Here is a 19,669-nt window from a genome sequence, read left to right as displayed (position 1 = left end):
TTCGGGGTAGATCGCTGAACCGTGGGCGCCGTCTTGCGGCGACGGGCGCTATATCGCTCAACCGATTTTCAAATGCAACAGGGAAATGACGAAAACCGGGAGAAAAATTTGTCAATCGTCGCAAGCATCGGAAAAGGCTGATCTTTTGAGAGCTTGGAAGCGGAATGGATTGCAAAAGCGATGTGTCAGGCCTATTCACATTGTCAGATACATACGAAATTCGGCAGAGGCACGCAGTGATGGTTGCAGAGCATTCCCCTAAAACGGCGCAGGATCTTTTCAGCTTTCTCGACGGCCTCGGCATCAAGCACACGACCACGCAGCATCAGCCGGTCTTCACTGTAGCAGAATCGGAATCGCTACGCGATCTGATCCCCGGCGGCCATACGAAGAACCTCTTCGTCAAGGACAAGAAAGATCAGTATTTCGTTCTGACCGTGGAAGAAAACGCCACGGTGGACCTGAAGGCGGTGCACAAGATCATCAATGCCGCCAGCAGGGTCTCCTTCGGCAAGCCGGAAAAGATGCTGGAATATCTGGGCGTCGTTCCAGGCTCTGTCACCGTGTTCGGCGCCATCAATGATACTGACAACCAAGTGACCTTCGTGCTTGATAGCGACTTGATGACGTACGACCTGATCAACGGCCACCCGCTGACCAATGATGCGACGACGACGATCGGCCGTGATGATCTCGTGCGCTTCCTCGAGGCGACGGGGCACACGCCACTGATCTTGAAAGTCACGGAATAAACTACGATCTGTGCGGTATGATCGCACCGGCACGAGATGATATGGGAGTCGAGATATGAGCGGAATGGATAACCCTTACGGAGCTTCGCTCGGAGGTCAGATGACGGGTTCGGCAAGCTTCGGCGGCGGACAATCCGGCTCTCAAGGCTCCTATGTCAAGGATACGACGACTGCGAATTTCTCCAAGGACGTGATGGAGGAATCGCGCCGCCAGCCTGTGCTGGTGGATTTCTGGGCGCCATGGTGCGGCCCGTGCAAGCAGTTGACGCCGGTGCTGGAAAAAGTGGTCAATGAAGCGGGCGGACGCGTCAAGCTGGTGAAGCTGAACATTGACGATCACCCAGCCATTCCCGGCCAGCTCGGCATTCAGTCTATTCCCGCGATCGTTGCATTCGTCGATGGCAGACCGGTCGATGGCTTCATGGGGGCCGTTCCTGAAAGCCAGATCCTGCAATTCATCGAGAAGCTTGCAGGCCCGGCAGGCGATGATCAGAAGGCCGAGATCGAGGCAGCACTCGCAGAGGCAAAACAGCTTCTGGAGGCCGGCGATTTCCAGAATGCCGCCCAACTCTTCGGCGCCGTGATGCAGGCCGATCCCGAAAATGCCCCAGCTGTTGCGGGCATTGCCGAGTGCATGATCGCAGTGGGTCAATATGAGCGCGCCAGCGAGCTTCTGTCTTCATTGCCGGAGGAACTCACCAAGGACGCAGCGGTGCAGGCGGCATCGAAAAAGCTGGCGCAATTTGAAGAAGCCCGCAAGCTCGGCGATCCTTCTGCCTTGCAGCAGGCGCTGCAACTCAACCCGGATGACCACGCATCAAGGTTGAAGCTCGCCAAAATCCTGAACGCGCAAGGCAAACGAGACGAGGCTGTCGAAGAGTTGCTGACCATCATGCGCAAGGATCGGACCTTTGAAGACGACGCGGCACGCAAGCAGTTGGTAGAATTTTTCGAGACTTGGGGCTTTAAAGATCCCGCTAGCATTTCCGGTCGCAGGAAGCTGTCGTCCATACTCTTTTCCTAAAACCGTCTTGCGCTTTGCCGCCCCGCTCCTCATCTAGACTGGAGCGGGAACGATGAGACATAAGGAATCCCTCCGATGCACATCGGAAATGCGAGATATCTGAAAGAAAGCGATCTACCCGAGACCATTCCTGTTTTCCCCTTGTCAGGTGCCTTGCTGCTACCGGAAGGGCACTTGCCACTTAACATCTTCGAGCCGCGCTATCTGGCGATGTTCGATGCGTCCATTGCAAGCCATCGACTGATTGGCATGGTCCAGCCAGCCCTGCAGGCTCTCGAAGCCGGAACCGAGGGCGGTGCGCTCAGCCCTATCGGCTGCATCGGTCGCATCACCTCATTTTCTGAGACCGGCGACGGCCGCTACATTGTGTCGCTGACGGGCGTTTGTCGTTTCAGGCTGCTGGAAGAGCTTGAGGAAAAGACGCCTTACCGGGTGTTCAAGCAGGCCCCATTCATCGCCGATCTATCGGGTGAGGATGGAGAGGAAGACATCGATCGCGCCAATCTCTTGCGCGTTTTCCGCGACTTCCTTGAGTCGAATCAGTTGGAAGCAGACTGGGATAGCGTGGAGCGTGCTGGCAACCGCGTGCTGGTCAACTCACTGTCGATGATGTCCCCGTTTGGGCCAGCGGAAAAACAAGCACTGCTGGAAGCCCCGGATCTGAAATCCCGCGCCGACGCACTGATCGCCATTATGGAGATCGTGCTCGCTCAAGGTGGCGCGGAAGGTAGTGTGATCCTACAATGAGCCATCTCCATGGATGAAAAGCTGAGCAAGGTTGACCCGAAGCTCCTCGATCTGCTGGTCTGCCCTTTGACCAAGGGCAGGCTAACCTATGACCGCGAGCATCACGAATTGATCTCCGAACGCGCCAAGCTCGCCTACCCGATCCGGGACGGCGTGCCAATCATGCTGATTTCAGAAGCGCGCAAGATTCAAGACTGACACCCTCAGTCGTCTCCCCAAACGGGGCAAGCATCCTTGAGATGCAGCGCCGTGCTCCATCTGGAGAGGGAACTGGTATTTTCCCCGTGCGTTTCGATCCTTGACGACAAACATGAGATTGCGATGAGGGACCTGAACCATGGAAGACAAGAACGCACGTCAGACCATCGAAGAGACCGACGAGAAGACCAAGCGCAATGAAGACATTCCAGCGGCAGGTCCCCACGCGAAAAAACATCTGACCGACGACAGCAAGACGCCGGGTGCAGGCTCGCTGCCGGATGAGGACGATAACGATATCAACCCAGGCTCCGGCTGAGTGGTTAGCAGACCTCATCATTTTGTGTGGCGCGGCGCATGATAACGCGATCGACGCCGCTACCATCCAGTCGCCACATCGCCAATTAATGCATCCGCGTATTTAATGGGCAGGCCCGCACGCTCCCCGTTACCAGCAAGAAATACGGGGTCTTTTTAACGTTTTCTCAAAGCTTGATTGCAAAAAGTCTCCTCTGCCGAAAACCAATAACAATCAACGGCATAGAAATCATAGAGGCTTTGGGGCAGCATGTTTATCGATAGAGTTCTGGCACGTTTTAAGATCCAGACAAAGGTTATTGTCTTTATCGCACCATTCATTCTCAGTATTCTTGCGGTTGGAATATCGGGCCTTTACACCTCTAAGCTGCTTCAAGGTCGCATGGATATTTCCAACACGACCCTGCAGTCCTTGACCGGCTTCAAGCAGGTCTTTGAAAGCATGACCTCGTTTCTTCACAACACCACGGAAGAGACACGCACTACTCTTCACCATCAGATCGATGATCAGATCAGCTTTCTCAAGATGACGGGAGACGGAAGCGATCCTGCCATTCAGGACGCCATTAAAAGCACCTCTCTGATCGGCGTCCAGGTGGATGAGTTGTGGTCCTTCTACCAGAAGGAGCAAGCGCTCCGTTCGCAGATGAATGGCGATATGGCGGCCGCGACGAAAGAACTCAACGGGCTTTTGGCAAACGCCACCAACATCCGCAGCACGCTCGAAACCGACGAGACAAAGGCTAAGGTCATGTTGCGGGAAGCCGACAGGCTGGTTCGCGGCGCGACGCTGATCGCCACCGTCGTCACCGAATTCAACAAGCGGACAGTTCCAGAAGAAAAGATTGCGGTCATTCGCGATGCGATCGGCGGGCTGGAGGCCACGGCGAAGTCGCTCTCGGCCATAGCGGTTGCCGACCAGAAGCTCGTCATCGATCAGATTTCCGAAAATGTGAAACATATCCGCCAGCAGGTCGATGTCGGCGTCGTCAACGACATGACGGTTGGAACCATCGATCAGGCGATCAACATGATGCGCCCGGCAACGATCCGCCTCCAGGGCTTTGCCACGGTTAAATCCCGCCAGGCCGCCGAGGTGTTCGGGCAACTGGACGGCAAGATCGAGCCCGCCGAGAACTTCCTGACGATGGCGCGCCAGATCGCTGACGACGCCAAAAACCTGCAGCTTGAGATGGCGGGCTTTGCCGCAGCCCCGACAAAGGACGGGCTGGAACGGTTCCGCGATATGGCTTTCCGTCTCAGCGTCTCGGCGGGTGCGGTCATGTCCGACAAGACGATGTCCGAAAGCGCGATCAAAAGCGGCACCCTGATCGATGCACTTTCTACAAAACTCGACAAGAACGCCGTAGATCTCCTGGCCATGTTCAACCAGCGCAAGGCGGCCTTCGCCAAGGCAACGGAAGAGATCGGCCATATCTGGGAGCAGCTTACAGGCTTTGCAGAGTCCCAGCGTCTTGCGGCAGATAGCGAGCGCAGCAAGGCCGATGGCATCTCGATTTCCGCCATGCTCACCGGCATCCTGATCGCGATTTTCGCCGGCATCGGTCTGGTCATGACCTTCAAGGGTCCGATCCTGACGATCGTCAGCGCCATGAAGCGTCTCGCCACCGGCGACGTCAACGTGCCGCTGAGCGGCAACACCCGCCATGACGAGATTGGCGACATGGCGCGTGCATTGGAAGTCTTCAAGGAGAACGCCGCGCAACGTCTGCGTCTTGAAGCGCAGACGGAAGAACAACGTGCTGCAGCCGACGCGGAGCGGCAGATGAACGAGGCGGAGCGCAGAGAGCTCGACCGTCAGATTCAGTTCGCGGTCTCAGCATTGGGCGATGGCCTGGAGCGACTGTCCTCTGGAGACATTTCCACCACGATCGATACGCCTTTTACCGGCCATCTGGAACAGTTGCGCGTCGACTTCAACCAGTCCATGCAGCGGCTGCGCCAGACGATCGGCGGCATCCAGGATAATGTTGGAACCATCCGCATCAATGTACAGCAGATGTCGGCGTCCACGCTCGATCTGTCCCGACGCACCGAGCGCCAGGCCGCTTCGCTGGAAGAAACAGCAGCGGCCGTCGATGAGGTCAACTCCAATATGCGCAATGCGGTGGAGCGTGCTCGTCAGGCCAACAGCATCGTCGACAACACGCGCCGCCATACCGATGAATCCCTGATGATCGTCAGAAACGCGGTTGCGGCCATGGAGCGCATCGAGGCGGCCTCGCAGACGATCGGCAACATCATCGAGGTGATCGACTCCATCTCCTTCCAGACCAATCTGCTGGCATTGAATGCCGGTGTGGAAGCGGCCCGGGCAGGCGAAGCTGGCAAGGGATTTGCGGTCGTCGCCCATGAAGTGCGCGAACTGGCGCAGCGTTCGGCCTCTGCCGCCAAGGAAATCCGCCAACTGGTTGCCGTCTCGACACAAGAGGTTTCGGCAGGTTCGGACCTCGTGAACCAGACAGGCGAAGCCCTGGCGGAAATCGGCGTTCAGATCTCCAAGGTCAGCGATCAGGTGCACCAGATCACCCAGGCGACACAGGATCAGGCGGTCGTACTCCAACAGATCAACGGCTCAGTTGGAGAGGTCGACGTTCTCACCCAGCAAAACGCCGCCATGGTGGAAGAAACGAGTGCAGCGACACAGCAACTCAACACCGAAACAGATCAGTTGCTGCAATTGCTGCAGCAGTTCCGCTTGACGAAGGACAGCGCTGCCACCCGTTACGCAGCCTGATCTCGAAGAGCCGCGCCTCCAACATAGGTCCGGTCATTCGGCCGGACCTATGCGTTTGTAGAAGAACGTCGTTCCGCAGTAACGACCGTCTGGAAAGAGCGCGAAATCGGGAATAACTCCGACGCGCTGCCAGCCGAAGCGCGGATAGATCGCTTCCGCCTCGCTGCCTGTTGCTGTATCCAGCACGAGGAGCCGCCGTCCGAGACGCGTCGCTTCTTCCTCCACTTTCGCCATCAGCCTGCGTGACAGACCGAGCCCCCGCGCCTTACGATGGATCAGCAGTTTCATGACGTCGCCGCGGTGAGGCTGGTTCGGTTTGGTGGCAAGACCCACCTGGACGGTGCCGACCACCTCTCCATCTCGTTCCGCCACCGCATGGAGTGTCGTGCCACGACCCACTGCTTCCGCAACATCCTGCCAGAAGCCGCGCGCGTCGTCTGGCCCAAAAGGCAGCATGAAGCCGACCGAGGCTCCGCCATTGACGCAGTCTGACAGGACTTCGCAAAGCTCTGGCAAGGCATCGAGCGTCTGCTGACGATCGAGAAGTCGGACGGTTACAATAGGTTCTTCCATCATATGCGCTTTCTCTGATCCAGCACAACGGCGTAGCGTGCCGGGATGTCGGATGGATTGTGAAAAATGTGGCCATCGCCCACGGGCATGAACAGGCAATCACCCGGCGCCAGCTGGTAAGTCTGCTCGCCAAGCTCCATGGTAAGTTCGCCTTCGAACAGCCAGACATATTGCGTCATGCCCTTGCTGGCGGGATGGGGTGGGAAGCTGACGCGGGCCGACGCGGGCAGCGAAACCTCGACGATATCGACATCGGAGCCCATACGCGGCGGGGAAATGGCGCGACGGACATAGCCGGTCTCGGGGTCTTTCCAGGTCGGCTGATCACCGTGTTTTACCAACGGTGACGACCGTGTCTCATTCTCGGCGAAGAACTGCGACAGCGAGAGGCCGAGAGCCGCACAAATGCGGGCAAGCAGCGATGCGGTGGGGCTCGCCTCCCCCCGTTCAATGCGGGATATCATGGGCACGGCTCACGCCGGACATTGTCGCAAGTCCATCCAGCGTCAGCCCACTCTGCTCACGCAGAAGCTTCAGACGCATGGCGATGGCGGGTTCAAGGGGATCGAATTGATTTTCCATGATAAGAGAATATTAGATCTTATAATGGAGTCAATGGACAAAAAAAGCCGGTCCGCATATCCGCGCCCGGCTTCATCTTCGAGATTAGACGTTCGCTTGCGCCAACCGCGGCTCCGCGCCTTGAGAGGCGAACCCAAAAGCGATCCGCTTGCCGCTTTCGTTGTCAAAGAAGTGCAGCTTGTAAGGATTGATGGTCAAGGCGAAGATTTCTGGAAGCTGCAGCTCGGCGGAAAGTGCCACCGTCAGTGACTGATCTCCGACGAGACCATGCACCAATCGCTGCGAGCCGAGTTCCTCGACATAGTCGAGGCAGAACGGCAAGGCAGGCTCATCCCCATGTGCAATGCGCAAATCTTCCGCTCGCATGCCGACCGTCACCGGGCCGGAGGTCGGCGCCACACCATTCAACGACAAGATCGCAGGGCCAATCGCCAGCCGATCGCCATGCAGTTCACCGGACAGAAGGTTCATTGCAGGCGAGCCGATGAAGCTTGCGACAAAGGTAGAGGCGGGCGTGTGGTAGACATCCAGCGGCGCGCCGATCTGTTCGATGCGTCCCGCATTCAGAACCACGAGACGATCCGCCAAAGTCATCGCTTCCAACTGGTCATGCGTCACATAGATGGAGGTGGTGCCAAGGCGGCGTTGCAGCCGCTTGATCTCACCGCGCATCGAGACGCGCAGCTTGGCATCGAGATTGGAGAGCGGCTCATCGAAGAGGAAAGCCGCTGGCTTGCGCACGATGGCACGGCCCATGGCGACGCGTTGTCGCTGACCGCCGGAAAGTGCCCGCGGTTTGCGCTCCAGATAAGGTTCCAGTTGCAGCATGCGGGCGGCTTCCGCCACACGGGCATCGATCTCGGCCTTTGGCGTCTTGCGGTTCTTCAGACCGTATTCCAGATTTTCGCGCACCGACATATGTGGGTAAAGCGCATAATTCTGGAAAACCATCGCGATATCGCGGTCAGCTGGCTCCACATCATTGACGATACGGTTGCCGATGCTGACGGTGCCCTCGGAGATTTCCTCCAGACCCGCCACCATGCGCAGAAGCGTGGACTTGCCACAGCCGGAGGGGCCGACGAGCACGATGAACTCGCCGTCCTTGATGGAGATATCCACATCGTGGACGGCGCGCATGCCGTTGGCGTAATCCTTGCAGACCTGACTGATTTCGATCTCGGCCATTGTCGGTATCCTTTACTTATCGCTTTCGGTGAGGCCCTTGATGAACCAGCTCTGGAAGATGACGACGATCATCACCGGGGGCAGCATGGCGAGAACGGCCAGCGCGAAAGCCTCGTTATAATCGGGGAGCTGCGAACCGACCCAGACCTGCAGGATCGACTTGATGCCGCGCATCAGCGTGAAGAAGCTCTCATCATTGGTCATCAGCATGGGCCAGAGATACTGGTTCCAGCCATATACGAACATGATGATGAAGATCGCTGCCACCATGGTGCGCGACAGCGGGATCAAAACGTCGATGAAGAATTTGATCGGCCCTGCGCCATCGATCCGCGCCGCTTCCAGCAACTCGTCCGGCACCGATTTGAAGAACTGACGGAAATAGAAGGTGCCGGTGGCAGAGGCCAGAAGCGGTACGATGAGGCCGGTATAGGAGTTCAAAAGCCCGAGTTTGCTCATCACCTCATAGGACGGCATGATGCGCACTTCGAGCGGCAGTAGCAGCGTGGTGAAGATGATCCAGAAGGCAAGCGTTGCGAAGCGGAAGCGGAAATAGACGATGGCATACGCTGCCATCATCGACAGGACGATCTTGCCGACAGCAAAGCCGATGCCGAGGATCAGCGAGTTCATCACCATATTGAAGCCGGTCACCTGGCCGGTAAAGCCGCCCTTCTGCGTCAGCACCTTCTCATAGGTCGCGATGAAATTGTTGCCGGGCGTGAGAGCCAGTCCGTTCATGTGGATTTCGGCTGCGGTATGCGTCGAGGTCATGAAGGCGACGATGACCGGCAGAACCAGAAACAGCGAGCCGATGATCAGCACCAGATGGTCGAGAGGCTTGGTCTTATACATAGGTCAACACCTCAACCGTAATGGATGCGTTTTTCGAGGAAGCGGAATTGCATGACGGTCAGCACGAAGACGACGACCATCAGGATCACGGATTGCGCCGAGGAGCCGCCAATATCGTTGCCGCGGAATCCGTCGAGAAACACCTTGTAGACCAGAGTGATCGGGTTGTTGGCCGCCTTGTCCTTCACCATCACGTCGATGACGCCGAACGTGTCGAACAGGGCATAGGTGACGTTGATGATCAGCAGGAAGAAGGCAGTCGGCGCCAGAAGCGGCATGATGACGGTCCAGAACCGGCGAAAACCAGAGCGGCAATCGAGATAGGCCGCCTCGCGGACCGAAACCGGAACGCTTTGCAGGCCCGACAGGAAGAAGATGAAATTATAGGGGATCTGCTTCCAGACCGAAACGAAGACCATGGCAAAAGCCGTGTCGAAGTAATTGACGCCCACCTGCATGTGCCAGCCGAAGAAGGCGGCGATCTTGACGAAAGGGCCGATATGCTGGTCGAAAAACATCATACCGATCAAGCCCGCCACCGGCGGCGCGATGGCATAGACGGAGATCAATAGCGTCTTGTAAGCCGAAGCACCGCGGATGACGGCATCGGCCTTGACGGCCAGCAACAGACCAATGGCCAGCGAAAATACCGTCACGAGAATGGTGAAGATACCGGTGAACTTCGCGATGCTCAGATATTCCGCGCTGAACAGGGCATCCGTGTAATTCGAAAAACCGACGAAGGTCGAGCCGAAGCCGAAGGGGTCCTCGATATAGAAAGAGGACTGAACCGCCTGCACCGACGGCCAATAAAAGAAGACGAAAATGACCAGAAGCTGCGGCGCGAGGAAGAGATAGGGCAGCAGCGAAGGGGAAAACTGGACGCGCTTGGCCGTCTCTGTCGCCGCGGCAGGCTTCTTCGCTTTCGCGGCAAGGCCGGGAAGAACCTGGGTGGCGCTCGGTTGGGAGGGAACGTAGGTCACGTCCGCAAACCTTCCTTGGTTATGGACCGGGCTTCAGCGAAGACGTCCGTCCGTGATTTTTTCAGAGAGCCCTGCTTGTGTGCCGCGCATCATCACTGCCCATGGGGCAAGGACGGCTGCGACTTGGAAGCGGCTTGCACATATTGGAACGGACCTCTCCCCGATCCGAGGAGAGGTCCATCGATTGGGCGACCGTGTTATCAGCCAGCGGTCTTGGCGAAGCGCGCCAGAAGGTCGTTGCCTTCCTTCTCAATGATGTTGAAGGCATCCTTTACGGAGACTTCGCCGGAGAAGATGCGGCCATATTCACGCTCCATGATGGCGCGGATCTGCGGATAGAAGCCGAGGCGATAGCCCTTGGACCATTCGCCGCCTGGAAGCGACAGCTGCTTGATGCCGACTTCGGCGACAGGCTGCTTCTCGTAGTAGCCTTCCTTCTTCGCCAGCTCGTAAGCGGCCTTGGTGATGGCGACGTAGCCGGTGGCTTCATGGTAGAACTTCTGAATTTCAGGCGAGGTCAGGAACTGGAAGAAGTCTGCCACGCACTTGTTTTCAGCCTCAGGCTTGCCGGACATGGCAAATAGGGCCGCGCCACCGATGAAGGAGTTGGTGCCAGCGCCCTTGATCGCGCCCCAATAGGGCAGGAAAGTTGCCGAGAATGGCATTTGTGCCGTCTTCTGCAGACCGCCGAAGGAGCCTGACGAACCGATCCAGAGGGCGACCTTGTTCTCTTCGAACGGCTTCTGGTTGTCGTTCCAGCCAGCACCGTAATAGGCGAAGTAGCCCTGGTCCTTCCAGGACTTCAGCTTTTCGAACATCGTGATGAGGTTCGGATCGGTCACCTTCAGCTTGGTATCGACGACGCTATCGTAACCATTGTTGTTGGTGGCGAACTGGATGTTGTTGCGCGAGAAGAAGTTCTCGGTGAACTCCCAGGTCAGCTGCGACTGTACGAGCGGGATGAAACCAGCTTCCTTCAACTTCGGAGCGATGGCCTCGAACTCTTCCCAGGTTTTTGGCGCTTCGACACCCGCCTTCTTCAGGGCTTCGGTGTTGATGTACATGATCGGTGCGGAGGAGTTGAACGGCATGCCGACGAACTTGCCGTCCGCTGCGGCGTAGAAGTAGCGAACGCCAGGAATGAAGGCTTCGCGATCGAACTTGTAACCGGCCTTGGTGATGATGTCTTCCGCTGGGATAACAGCGCCCTTGGCGTTGATGATTGTGGCTGCACCTGCATCGAAAACCTGGAGAATGTTCGGCTGCTCGCCGGAGCGGAAGGCAGCGATGCCGCTTGCCAGCGCTTCTTCGTAAGAACCCTTGGAAACCGGCGTCAATGCACATGCGGTCTGCGCGGCGTTAAACTTCTGCGCGACCTCATTGATGACTTCGCCATTGCGGCCGCCCATGCCATGCCACCAGGTGATGTTGGTTGCCGCCATGGAAGACGTTGCGGAAACGCTGAAGGCCATCACGGCCATGGAAATTTTCTTGATCATCTTTCGATCCTCTACCGCCCTTGTTGGGTGAGGATGCGAATAGGGACGTTCCGTGACGGGGATTTTACAGTTTCATGTCAGATTTATTACGTGAGAAGCTCCGAAATTGCAGGCCAATCACGCCGGGCAATCGCAGGTAGATCATTTACGTCGCGTCGAGCGCGCCGGATTGCCGACGACAACGTCGCCTGGCGCAACGCTCTTCGTCACCACCGAACCTGCGCCGACAATGGCTCCATCACCAATCGTCACACCCGGCAGAATGATGGCGCCGCCGCCTATCCAGACATCTTTGCCAATCGCGACCGGCCTTGCTCTCTCGATCCCCTGCCCGCGCAGAGCGATATCCCGATGATGATCGGCGCAATAAATATGGACGCCGGGACCCAGCATGGAGCCTGCGCCAATTTCAACGCGGCCCGAGTCGAGGATCGTGCAGCCTGCGTTAAGATAGACCCTTTCTCCCAGGCTGATATTGACGCCGTAGCTGCAATGGAACGGCGCTTCGATGAAAGCAGTGTCAGCGACCGACTTCAAAAGACGGCGAAGCAACGCGCCAATCGACCCGCGCTCATCCGGTGGAAGCGTATTGTGCTGATGAACAGCGAAACGCGCCTTGATCCGAAGTGCGTCCAACTCGTCATCAAGGCATGAATACCATTCCCCGGCAGCCATTTTTTCGCGTTCGCTCAACATGGAAATCGTCCTCAAAAAGCATCGATGAAATGGACTGGCAGACGCCGCGGCAGAATAGCGACGATGTCGAAACGCGAGGATAGATTATGCGCATCGTGACGCCGCGCCAGCCACAAATCGGCAGATCCACGAATGCGCTGTTGCGATTGAAAACTTACCGCATCCACAGCGTCCTTTTCCGAGCGACGGGCCTTCACTTCGATAAAGGCGACGACATCCTTTCGCCGGGCAATGAGATCGATTTCACCAAGTGGGGTGCGATAGCGCAGCGCTAGAATCCGGTAGCCTTTCAGCATGAGATAAAGTGCCGCCCAGTATTCGGCAGCGTGGCCCCGCTTTTCCGCGCGGCGTCTTTTCACATGCCGTGCGTCAGCCGCCATTGCTATCCTTCATGTCGAGCAGTCGCTGGTAGAGTTCCTTGCGCGGCAGGCCCGTAAGTTTCGCCGCCTCCGCGGCCGCCTTGGCCGCCGGCATGGTGGACACCAGATCCTTCAACAGCTTTTCGACATCTTCAATATCGGGGATATCGTCATAGGATGGCGGCTCGACGAGAAGGACGATCTCACCCTTCACCGTGCGATCTTCGTCGTAATAGTCGGCAAGCTCGCCCAAAGTCCCCCGGCGGAATTCCTCAAAGGTCTTTGTCAGTTCGCGACAAACCACGGCGCGGCGCTCGCGCCCTAGCACCTCGGCAGCGACGCGGACGGACGCGCCGATGCGATGCGGGGATTCGAAAAAGATCAGCGTTGCCGGAATTTTGGCAAGCTCGGCAAAGCGATCGCGCTTGCCACGATCCTTCACGGGGAGGAACCCAGCGAACAGAAAGGCGTCGCTCGGCATGCCCGATCCGACGAGGGCAGCAAGCGGTGCGGACGGGCCAGGAATGGGCACGACGCGATAGCCCGCTTCGAGCGCCAACTGTCCGAGCCGATAACCGGGGTCGGACACAAGCGGCGTTCCGGCATCGGAAACGAGAGCGACCGACTTGCCCGCCTCCAGAGCCGCAATCAACCTCGGCCCAACCTCCTGGGCATTATGCTCATGATAAGCGTAAGGGCGGTTGCGGATGCCATAGCGCTCTAAAAGAATGCGGGTGACGCGTGTGTCCTCACAGGCGAGAACATCGGCGGAGCTCAAAGTTTCGAGTGCCCGCAAGGTGATATCGCCGAGATTGCCGATGGGGGTGGCCACGAGATAGAGCGCGTTCTCCAAAGGCCGCGCTGGGACCGAAACGCCTGCGATACGAAAGCTCTTGCCCGAAGACGTCTCCGTCTGGTCATGGTTGATTTCGTCTGTCACGGGTCAGTCCAATCTATTTTGCCATTCCACGGAAGCACTTATGGGCAATTGGAAGCGGCGGAACAAGCGCAAGATGTCACTCTTATCTGTGGATCATGCGCGATAGCGTGGAATAGGGAGGACTAGCGAATGCAGGCCTCTTGCATTTTGCACGATAACTCTGCCATTTTGCCTGTCCCATTATCCGGCATCAGGCCGGGAAAGACTATCTTGCCGATCCGGCACCGCCGGGTCGCAACGGTTGAAAGCGGTAGCGTCCATGCGTATTACTCTCGAGCGGTCCAACCTTTTGAAGTCGCTGAACCACGTGCATCGCGTGGTCGAACGGCGCAACACCATTCCGATCCTGTCGAACATTCTACTGCGCGCCTCCGGCGCCAATCTGGACATGAAGGCGACCGACCTCGATCTGGAAGTCACAGAAGCGACACCGGCCATGGTGGAACAGGCGGGTGCGACGACCGTGCCGGCACATCTGCTCTATGAAATCGTCCGCAAGCTGCCGGACGGGTCTGAAGTGCTTCTCGCGACCAATCCCGACGGCTCGTCGATGACGGTGGCGTCCGGACGCTCCAAGTTCTCGCTCCAGTGCCTGCCGGAAACGGATTTCCCCGACCTTACCGCGGGCACCTTCAGCCACAGCTTCAAGCTGAAAGCCACCGATCTCAAGATGCTGATCGATCGCACGCAGTTCGCCATTTCCACTGAAGAAACCCGCTACTATTTGAACGGCATCTTCTTCCACACGATCGAAAGCGGTGGCGACCTGAAGCTGCGCGCCGTTGCAACAGACGGCCACCGTCTCGCGCGCGCCGATGTCGATGCGCCGTCCGGATCGGAGGGCATGCCGGGCATCATCATTCCGCGCAAGACCGTGGGTGAGCTGCAGAAGCTCGTCGATAATCCCGAACTCGAAGTGGCCGTCGAAGTATCCGACGCCAAGATCCGTCTGACCATCGGCGATATCGTCATGACGTCAAAACTCATCGACGGCACCTTCCCCGACTATCAGCGCGTGATCCCGACCGGTAACGACAAGGAAATGCGCGTCGATTGCGGCAGCTTCGCCAAGGCCGTGGACCGCGTATCCACCATTTCTTCGGAACGGGGCCGTGCGGTCAAGCTTGCCTTGACCGACGGACAATTGACGCTGACCGTCAACAACCCGGATTCAGGAAGTGCGACGGAAGAAGTAGCGGTCGGTTACGAGAACGACCCAATGGAAATCGGCTTCAATGCCAAATATCTGCTGGATATCACGGCGCAGTTGTCCGGCGAAGATGCGATCTTCCTGCTGGCCGATGCAGGCTCGCCGACGCTGGTGCGTGATACAGCGGGGGATGATGCGCTCTACGTGCTGATGCCGATGCGGGTCTAAGACAACATTCCTGAAAAAAGCCGGCGGAATTTTCCTCCGGCTTTTTTTCGCTCCAGAGGTGAGATAAGTTTTTCCAAATGCGACATTTTGATTTTGATTTGCGCCGTTCGAGACAAGATGTCGCCATAGTTTCAACAAATGGTATTTGACGACAAATAAGGGGACAAGACATGGGACTGAGCCTGAAAGAACGCTTCGGCCGGAAATTCGAAGAAGAAATCCGCTTCTTCAAGGGAATGGTCAATCAGCCGAAAAAAGTCGGCGCGATCGTTCCAACCTCCGGCATCACCGCGCGGCGGATGGCGAGCGTCATCAACCCTCACTCAGGCCTGCCCGTTCTTGAACTCGGACCCGGAACCGGCGTCATCACCAAAGCCATCCTCGGCAGGGGCCTCAGGCCCGACCAGGTGACGGCCATCGAATATTCGACGGATTTCTATCAGCAGCTTCTACGCAGCTATCCAGGCGTCAACTTCATCAATGGCGATGCTTTCGATCTGGATAAGACGCTGGGCGACCAGAAGGACCAGATGTTCGACTGTGTGATTTCCGCCGTTCCCATGCTGAACTTTCCGATGGCCGCCAGAATCAAGCTGCTGGACGAGCTACTGAACCGCATTCCGCATGGCCGCCCTGTTGTTCAGATTTCCTACGGCCCGGTCTCACCGATCGTGGCGCAGCCTCATCTCTATCATATTCGCCATTTCGACTTCGTGGTGCGCAACATTCCGCCTGCGCAGCTGTGGACCTATACCCGCAGCTAGTCTACTCTTTGGGGATGTACGCTCTCTACATAACCCATCCGCAGGTTCGCATCGATCCGAAGGTTCCCGTTCCTGAATGGGGACTATCGGACATAGGCGCAGAGAGGGCGAAAAGAGCCTTCTCGCAGCCTTGGGTTCGCGACTTGCGCCGTATCGTCAGCAGCACCGAGACGAAAGCGATCGAAACGGCGCAATATCTTGCCCGCGCCAGCGATCTTGCGGTCGAAACTGCTGAGGACATGCACGAGAACGACCGAAGCGCGACCGGCTTTCTTCCGCCTGACCTCTTCGAAAAGGCCGCTGACTGGTTCTTCGCCCACCCGCATGCAAGCTACAAAGGCTGGGAGACCGCAGCCGACGCACAGGCTCGCATTGTTAAATCGGTCGAAACCATCCTCGCCCCCCACGATCCCAGCCAGCCCATTGCCTTTATCGGTCATGGCGCGGTCGGAACCCTTCTCAAGAGCCACCTCAGCCACGATGTGATCCGACGCAGCACCGACCAGCCGCCCGGCGGTGGCAATCTTTTCAGATTCGACCTTGCGGACCGGAAAGTGACATGCGACTGGACGCCCATCGAAAACTGGCAGGGGTAAAGATGATGACCACGAACGAGCGCCTGATCGTTGGCCTGGACGTTCCAACCGTCAAGGAGGCCGAGTCGATCGTTACCGCCATTGGCGACGATGTCATTTTCTACAAGATCGGTTATCAGCTGGTCTTTGCCGGTGGACTGGAATTTGCTCGCGAGCTTGCCCAAAGCGGCAAAAAAATCTTCCTCGACATGAAGCTGCTGGATATCGACAATACGGTCGCCTCCGGCGTGGAAAACATCGCCAAGATGGGCATGTCGATGCTGACCCTGCACGCCTATCCAAAGGCCATGCGCGCTGCCGTTGCCGCAGCCAAGGGCTCGGACCTCACCCTTCTCGGCGTCACGGTTCTGACCTCCATGGACAATGCCGACTTAGTGGAGGCAGGCTACCAGGGTGATGCCCGCTCGCTGGTTCTCAAGCGCGCCGAACAGGCGAGAGAAGCGGGCATGGGCGGCATCGTCTGCTCTGCCGAAGAATCCGCCGCCGTTCGCGACATCCTCGGACCCGACATGGCGGTGGTGACCCCTGGCATTCGCCCAACCGGTGCAGACGCCGGAGACCAGAAGCGTGTGGTGACACCTTTCGACGCCATTCAGGGCGGATCTAGCCATCTGGTCGTTGGACGCCCTATCGTCAAGGCGACCGATCCGAAGGCTGCGGCACGTGCCATTCTGGACGAAATGCTGCGCGCCAGCTTCCCAGCCAATCGATAAGGACGAAAACCATGACCAAAGCCTACTGGATCGCACGCGTGGATGTTCGCGATGCCGAGCGTTACAAGGATTATGTCGCGACAGCCAAGCCAGCCTTCGAACGCTACGGTGCAAAATTTATCGCTCGAGGCGGTGCATTCACGGAGCTGGAGGGCCAGGCACGCGCCCGCAACGTCATCATCGAGTTCCCCTCGATGCAGCATGCCGTCGATTGCTATAATTCGCAGGAGTACCAGGCTGCAGCAAAAATCCGCCAGGAAGTGGCCGATGCGGAAATGGTGGTCGTCGAGGGAGTCTAGGGCACAGCGGAAGGCTTTGCTATCGGCCTCAGGCAGGATGGCCTATCATGATGTTTTTCTTCATCCGATTTTTGATTTTCGTCTTCGTGACGTGGCTACCGATTGTTTATTCAAATGGCTTTGAGTTCGTCGAAGCGCACGGGTTTTTCGTATTCGCTGTTGTACTCATGGGTATTGCTGGCCTTATCGCTTATTTCCTGATGTTGTTTTTCGCGTCAGTGTTGATGAGCATGCTTAGCTCAAGCAACCAGTTCCCCATCAATTTCCATACAGTTGCGGTCGCGGACACGATTTTCTGTTACGGTCTTATAATGATGGTGTCGGCGTTTTTTTTAACGGAAACTGGGCTTCCTATTTCCGTGAATGTCGCCCAGGGACCACTAGTCGTGGATGGTATCAAGACCCCTCTTGGTTGGCAGGTGTCGGCGCAGAACGCGAAGAGCGCTATTTTCTGCATCATCGCAATTCATGCTCTGTGCCTCATTCATAACTTCGTCGCTACGAGGCGGCAGCCCGTCGCAAACTCGTGACGCCACTGGCATCGTCCTTCGCAACCGCCGCCGCCCTGCAAGCAAGAATTCAGTCCCGAGGACCCGTCATACTGTTCTCTCTTCCCGTGCGCCCGGCTTTCAGCTAAGACACCAGAATATATCCATTAACGCTTCGCAGGAGCCGTCTCATGCCCTTGGCCAACCTTCCTCCTCTCGTCACCGTTTTTGGCGGCTCGGGCTTCGTCGGGCGGCATGTGGTGCGCACGCTGGCAAAACGCGGCTATCGCATCCGCGTTGCGGTTCGCCGCCCGGATCTTGCCGGTTTCCTGCAGCCGCTCGGCAATGTCGGCCAGATTTCCTTCGCCCAGGCCAATCTGCGTTACAAGGACTCGATCGTTCGGGCTGTCGAAGATGCCGATCACGTCGTCAACTGCGTCGGCCTGCTGTTCGAAAGCGGTCGCAATACGTTTGATGCCGTGCAGGAATTCGGCGCGCGCGCCGTTGCAGAAGCTGCCAAGGCGGCAGGTGCGACGCTGACCCATATTTCGGCAATCGGCGCCGATGCGAATTCTTCGATCGGATATGCCCGCACCAAGGGCCGTGCCGAAGCCGCGATCCGCTCCATTTTGCCCGACGCCATTGTTCTGCGCCCATCCATCGTCTTCGGCCCTGAAGACAACTTCTTCAACAAGTTTGCCGGCATGGCGCGCACGCTTCCCTTCCTCCCTCTGATCGGTGGCGGCAAGACGAAGTTCCAGCCCGTCTATGTCGAGGATGTCGCGGAAGCGGTCGCTCGCAGCGTCGATGGCCAGTTGAAGCCCGGCGCCACCTACGAGCTTGGCGGCCAGGACGTCTTGACCTTCCGCCAATGTCTTGAGGCGGTCCTGGAAGCAACCTACCGCGAACGCCCAATGGTCAACCTGCCCTTTGGCATTGCGTCATTGATGGGTTCGGTCGCCTCTCTCATTCCTCTGATCAAGCCTCCCTTCACCTCCGACCAGATTGCCCTGTTGAAGAAGGACAATGTGGTGTCGGCAGAAGCGGCAAAGGCTGGCCTGACTTTGGAAGGAATGGGGATCACGCCCGTTCGCATCACCTCGGTTCTCTCGTCCTATCTGGTCAGCTACCGTCCGCACGGCCAGTTCAGCAACGCCGGAAAGGCTGCTTAAGGCGTCACCCGTCCTTTGGAAGCAGGAACGGCGCTCGCTCTTCACGCCAACGCCTCGTGCGTGCCCGGAGTCGATTCCGACTTAAAGCGTGTCGCGCAAAAGTGCGCAGCGGTTTTGCGATCACGACATGCAATAACAAAGACCTAGAGCGTATGAGCGAATCTGAAAGATCGCGACACGCTTTAGGGCCTATGCACGGGGCTTTTTTCAAGCGCATTGCAACCAAAAATTACGTCGACCGTTATGATCCCAACGAACTGGGCAACGTTGAATTCGTTGCCACGTTCAAGGGGTGGGAATGTCGCGGAAACGCGTGGGGAATGCCGCAAGCGTGGCGCAAGGGCAACGGTGGAAAAGTCTTCACATTAACCCGGTGTTCAGCAACGTCAGTTATTGGTAAACGCCACAATCACGACACATCCTCCATCGAACAACCAACCAGCGGCGTGACCGCTCGTATTTTAATTTTGAAAGGCAATGAGAAATGGGCAGGTCTATCGCACTCTTTTTTGCGTGTGCGGCGTTGGTTGTTCTGGCAGGTTCGTTCATGGCTCCGGGCACGGTTGCCGCAGGCAAGACCGGTTGCTCTCCCGCCTATGGGGTTGACCCATGTGCAACGAGCTCCATCTCTGCACAGTGAGGCTGGTGGCCTGATGGCCGTTGCATGAAAAGGCTAAGCGCCCGGAGAAAAAATCCAGGGCGCTTTTTATTGCAGCCGCTCAGCACCCACCCACAGACTGTGGTGCAACGCAGCATTAAAGTTACGTTAAAAAAGCTTTGTCTATTA

General features: G+C 57.4%; 22 protein-coding genes and 1 pseudogene. 14 read left to right on the top strand and 9 right to left on the bottom strand.

Annotation, left to right across the window (positions count from 1 at the left end; all coding sequences use genetic code 11):
* Positions 1-239 precede the first annotated feature (239 nt).
* From QE408_RS05375 to QE408_RS05350, 6 genes are all read left to right on the top strand, one after another.
* Positions 240-752 (top strand): prolyl-tRNA synthetase associated domain-containing protein, encoded by a 513-nt coding sequence (locus QE408_RS05375; protein ID WP_306930212.1) that lies wholly within the window; start codon positions 240-242, stop codon positions 750-752.
* Between the two features lie 55 nt (positions 753-807).
* Positions 808-1,776 carry a thioredoxin gene (gene trxA / locus QE408_RS05370; RefSeq protein WP_306929157.1) on the top strand — a complete coding sequence of 323 codons (969 nt, stop codon included), beginning with the start codon at positions 808-810 and terminating at the stop codon, positions 1,774-1,776.
* 75 nt (positions 1,777-1,851) lie between these two features.
* Complete coding sequence (locus QE408_RS05365; protein WP_306929155.1) at positions 1,852-2,523, top strand: LON peptidase substrate-binding domain-containing protein; 672 nt, start codon at positions 1,852-1,854, stop codon at positions 2,521-2,523.
* A gap of 9 nt (positions 2,524-2,532) precedes the next feature.
* On the top strand, positions 2,533-2,721 hold the full coding sequence (locus QE408_RS05360) for a Trm112 family protein (RefSeq protein WP_306929153.1): 189 nt from the start codon (positions 2,533-2,535) through the stop codon (positions 2,719-2,721).
* A gap of 139 nt (positions 2,722-2,860) precedes the next feature.
* Complete coding sequence (locus QE408_RS05355; RefSeq protein WP_306929151.1) at positions 2,861-3,040, top strand: hypothetical protein; 180 nt, start codon at positions 2,861-2,863, stop codon at positions 3,038-3,040.
* Between the two features lie 249 nt (positions 3,041-3,289).
* The gene (locus QE408_RS05350; RefSeq protein WP_306929149.1) at positions 3,290-5,797 is read left to right on the top strand and encodes a methyl-accepting chemotaxis protein; all 2,508 of its coding nucleotides are present in this window, start codon (positions 3,290-3,292) and stop codon (positions 5,795-5,797) included.
* A 33-nt stretch (positions 5,798-5,830) separates the two neighbouring features.
* Here QE408_RS05350 and QE408_RS05345 read toward each other — a convergent pair whose 3' ends face one another.
* From QE408_RS05345 to rsmI, 9 genes and pseudogenes are all read right to left on the bottom strand, one after another.
* Positions 5,831-6,370: a GNAT family N-acetyltransferase gene (locus QE408_RS05345; protein WP_373465511.1), complete on the bottom strand. Its 540-nt coding sequence runs from the start codon at positions 6,368-6,370 to the stop codon at positions 5,831-5,833.
* Positions 6,370-6,952, bottom strand: a pseudogene (locus QE408_RS05340) (helix-turn-helix domain-containing protein). Before QE408_RS05340 ends, QE408_RS05345 begins: the two are co-directional and overlap by 1 nt.
* An 84-nt stretch (positions 6,953-7,036) precedes the next feature.
* The gene (locus QE408_RS05335; RefSeq protein WP_306929147.1) at positions 7,037-8,140 is read right to left on the bottom strand and encodes a sn-glycerol-3-phosphate import ATP-binding protein UgpC; all 1,104 of its coding nucleotides are present in this window, start codon (positions 8,138-8,140) and stop codon (positions 7,037-7,039) included.
* Between the two features lie 12 nt (positions 8,141-8,152).
* On the bottom strand, positions 8,153-8,995 hold the full coding sequence (ugpE, locus tag QE408_RS05330; RefSeq protein ID WP_306929145.1) for a sn-glycerol-3-phosphate ABC transporter permease UgpE: 843 nt from the start codon (positions 8,993-8,995) through the stop codon (positions 8,153-8,155).
* Positions 8,996-9,006: 11 nt separating this feature from the next.
* The gene (locus QE408_RS05325; protein WP_306929143.1) at positions 9,007-9,978 is read right to left on the bottom strand and encodes an ABC transporter permease subunit; all 972 of its coding nucleotides are present in this window, start codon (positions 9,976-9,978) and stop codon (positions 9,007-9,009) included.
* Positions 9,979-10,178: 200 nt separating this feature from the next.
* Positions 10,179-11,477 (bottom strand): extracellular solute-binding protein, encoded by a 1,299-nt coding sequence (locus QE408_RS05320; protein ID WP_306929141.1) that lies wholly within the window; start codon positions 11,475-11,477, stop codon positions 10,179-10,181.
* Between the two features lie 141 nt (positions 11,478-11,618).
* Entirely contained in the window at positions 11,619-12,173 is a 555-nt protein-coding gene (locus QE408_RS05315) for a sugar O-acetyltransferase (protein WP_306929139.1), read from the bottom strand.
* Between the two features lie 11 nt (positions 12,174-12,184).
* The gene (locus tag QE408_RS05310; protein WP_306929137.1) at positions 12,185-12,553 is read right to left on the bottom strand and encodes a YraN family protein; all 369 of its coding nucleotides are present in this window, start codon (positions 12,551-12,553) and stop codon (positions 12,185-12,187) included.
* Positions 12,543-13,460 (bottom strand): 16S rRNA (cytidine(1402)-2'-O)-methyltransferase, encoded by a 918-nt coding sequence (gene rsmI, locus QE408_RS05305; protein ID WP_306930210.1) that lies wholly within the window; start codon positions 13,458-13,460, stop codon positions 12,543-12,545. The genes QE408_RS05310 and rsmI overlap by 11 nt, the downstream gene beginning before the upstream one ends.
* Positions 13,461-13,731: 271 nt before the next feature.
* Here rsmI and dnaN point away from each other — a divergent pair, with 271 nt between their 5' ends.
* The 8 genes from dnaN (at position 13,732) to QE408_RS05265 (ending at position 19,550) form a co-directional block, all read left to right on the top strand.
* The gene (gene dnaN, locus QE408_RS05300) at positions 13,732-14,850 is read left to right on the top strand and encodes a DNA polymerase III subunit beta (protein WP_306929135.1); all 1,119 of its coding nucleotides are present in this window, start codon (positions 13,732-13,734) and stop codon (positions 14,848-14,850) included.
* Positions 14,851-15,020: 170 nt separating this feature from the next.
* Positions 15,021-15,614: a phospholipid N-methyltransferase PmtA gene (pmtA, locus tag QE408_RS05295; protein WP_306929133.1), complete on the top strand. Its 594-nt coding sequence runs from the start codon at positions 15,021-15,023 to the stop codon at positions 15,612-15,614.
* 14 nt (positions 15,615-15,628) lie between these two features.
* On the top strand, positions 15,629-16,210 hold the full coding sequence (locus QE408_RS05290) for a histidine phosphatase family protein (RefSeq protein WP_306929132.1): 582 nt from the start codon (positions 15,629-15,631) through the stop codon (positions 16,208-16,210).
* Positions 16,211-16,215: 5 nt separating this feature from the next.
* The gene (pyrF, locus tag QE408_RS05285; RefSeq protein ID WP_306930209.1) at positions 16,216-16,923 is read left to right on the top strand and encodes an orotidine-5'-phosphate decarboxylase; all 708 of its coding nucleotides are present in this window, start codon (positions 16,216-16,218) and stop codon (positions 16,921-16,923) included.
* Positions 16,924-16,934: 11 nt separating this feature from the next.
* Positions 16,935-17,222 carry a DUF1330 domain-containing protein gene (locus QE408_RS05280; RefSeq protein WP_306929130.1) on the top strand — a complete coding sequence of 96 codons (288 nt, stop codon included), beginning with the start codon at positions 16,935-16,937 and terminating at the stop codon, positions 17,220-17,222.
* A gap of 47 nt (positions 17,223-17,269) precedes the next feature.
* A complete protein-coding gene (locus QE408_RS05275) occupies positions 17,270-17,752 on the top strand; it encodes a hypothetical protein (RefSeq protein WP_306929128.1) in 483 nt (160 codons plus the stop codon).
* A gap of 149 nt (positions 17,753-17,901) precedes the next feature.
* Entirely contained in the window at positions 17,902-18,882 is a 981-nt protein-coding gene (locus QE408_RS05270) for a complex I NDUFA9 subunit family protein (RefSeq protein ID WP_306929126.1), read from the top strand.
* Between the two features lie 152 nt (positions 18,883-19,034).
* Complete coding sequence (locus tag QE408_RS05265) at positions 19,035-19,550, top strand: hypothetical protein (RefSeq protein ID WP_306930268.1); 516 nt, start codon at positions 19,035-19,037, stop codon at positions 19,548-19,550.
* Positions 19,551-19,669 lie beyond the last annotated feature (119 nt).

The organism is Agrobacterium larrymoorei (assembly GCF_030819275.1).
Lineage (GTDB): Bacteria > Pseudomonadota > Alphaproteobacteria > Rhizobiales > Rhizobiaceae > Agrobacterium > Agrobacterium larrymoorei_B.
Note: the sequence above shows the minus strand (reverse complement) of the source record. Positions and strands in the feature narration are given on the sequence as shown.

Bases quoted from the DNA above. Each gene is read 5' to 3' on its own strand.
- QE408_RS05315 (WP_306929139.1), bottom strand. From the start codon at position 12,173: ATGTTGAGCGAACGCGAAAAAATGGCTGCCGGGGAATGGTATTCATGC.
- QE408_RS05270 (WP_306929126.1), top strand. From the start codon at position 17,902: ATGCCCTTGGCCAACCTTCCTCCTCTCGTCACCGTTTTTGGCGGCTCG.
- dnaN (WP_306929135.1), top strand. From the start codon at position 13,732: ATGCGTATTACTCTCGAGCGGTCCAACCTTTTGAAGTCGCTGAACCAC.
- pyrF (WP_306930209.1), top strand. From the start codon at position 16,216: ATGACCACGAACGAGCGCCTGATCGTTGGCCTGGACGTTCCAACCGTC.
- QE408_RS05350 (WP_306929149.1), top strand. From the start codon at position 3,290: ATGTTTATCGATAGAGTTCTGGCACGTTTTAAGATCCAGACAAAGGTT.
- QE408_RS05265 (WP_306930268.1), top strand. From the start codon at position 19,035: ATGAGCGAATCTGAAAGATCGCGACACGCTTTAGGGCCTATGCACGGG.
- QE408_RS05355 (WP_306929151.1), top strand. From the start codon at position 2,861: ATGGAAGACAAGAACGCACGTCAGACCATCGAAGAGACCGACGAGAAG.
- QE408_RS05275 (WP_306929128.1), top strand. From the start codon at position 17,270: ATGATGTTTTTCTTCATCCGATTTTTGATTTTCGTCTTCGTGACGTGG.
- QE408_RS05310 (WP_306929137.1), bottom strand. From the start codon at position 12,553: ATGGCGGCTGACGCACGGCATGTGAAAAGACGCCGCGCGGAAAAGCGG.
- QE408_RS05290 (WP_306929132.1), top strand. From the start codon at position 15,629: ATGTACGCTCTCTACATAACCCATCCGCAGGTTCGCATCGATCCGAAG.
- QE408_RS05365 (WP_306929155.1), top strand. From the start codon at position 1,852: ATGCACATCGGAAATGCGAGATATCTGAAAGAAAGCGATCTACCCGAG.
- QE408_RS05280 (WP_306929130.1), top strand. From the start codon at position 16,935: ATGACCAAAGCCTACTGGATCGCACGCGTGGATGTTCGCGATGCCGAG.
- QE408_RS05345 (WP_373465511.1), bottom strand. From the start codon at position 6,370: ATGGAAGAACCTATTGTAACCGTCCGACTTCTCGATCGTCAGCAGACG.
- QE408_RS05320 (WP_306929141.1), bottom strand. From the start codon at position 11,477: ATGATCAAGAAAATTTCCATGGCCGTGATGGCCTTCAGCGTTTCCGCA.
- ugpE (WP_306929145.1), bottom strand. From the start codon at position 8,995: ATGTATAAGACCAAGCCTCTCGACCATCTGGTGCTGATCATCGGCTCG.
- QE408_RS05360 (WP_306929153.1), top strand. From the start codon at position 2,533: ATGGATGAAAAGCTGAGCAAGGTTGACCCGAAGCTCCTCGATCTGCTG.
- trxA (WP_306929157.1), top strand. From the start codon at position 808: ATGAGCGGAATGGATAACCCTTACGGAGCTTCGCTCGGAGGTCAGATG.
- pmtA (WP_306929133.1), top strand. From the start codon at position 15,021: ATGGGACTGAGCCTGAAAGAACGCTTCGGCCGGAAATTCGAAGAAGAA.
- QE408_RS05335 (WP_306929147.1), bottom strand. From the start codon at position 8,140: ATGGCCGAGATCGAAATCAGTCAGGTCTGCAAGGATTACGCCAACGGC.
- QE408_RS05375 (WP_306930212.1), top strand. From the start codon at position 240: ATGGTTGCAGAGCATTCCCCTAAAACGGCGCAGGATCTTTTCAGCTTT.